We start from the raw sequence: 545 nt of genomic DNA on the forward strand, positions 1-545 counted from the left end.
CACTGCGGCGCAGGCCCGGCTGAAGGCGGCAAGGCCGAAGCTTCTCCGACGTCTTCTCGCCCAGCGTCTGGCACAGATCGAGCGGCAGATCGGATCGGTCGACGGTGCCATGCAGGCTCTTGTTCGCGCGGACCCGGACCTGCGTGGGCGTATGGACATCCTGGTCAGCATCCCTGGCATCTCGACGGTATCGGCGACGGCCATTCTCGCGGATATGCCCGAACTGGGCCAGATGTCCGGCAAACAGGCCGCTGCTTTGGCCGGTCTGGCGCCTATGTCCCGTCAATCCGGACGATGGCAGGGACACGAACGCATCCAAGGCGGGCGATCCTCCGTTCGCCGATCTCTTTTCATGCCAGCGCTAAGCGCGATCCAGCACAACAGTTCGGCCAAGGCGAAGTTCGAACAACTCGTCAGTGACGGCAAGCCGCGCAAACTCGCCCTGACGGCAATCATGCGAAAGCTTGTCGTCACCGCCAATGCACTCCTCCGAGACGGAAGGAAATGGACCGAAACCCCCGCTTGATCATCACGGATACTCGGGA

1 protein-coding gene is annotated in these 545 nt (G+C 62.6%); it reads left to right on the forward strand.

Annotated features, from left to right (window positions below; all coding sequences use genetic code 11):
- Positions 1-526 (forward strand): transposase (locus Q1B08_RS21665; protein WP_299823509.1); only part of this gene is annotated, 526 nt, incomplete at its 5' end.
- Positions 527-545 lie beyond the last annotated feature (19 nt).

This window comes from uncultured Jannaschia sp., assembly GCF_947494025.1.
Lineage (GTDB): Bacteria > Pseudomonadota > Alphaproteobacteria > Rhodobacterales > Rhodobacteraceae > Jannaschia.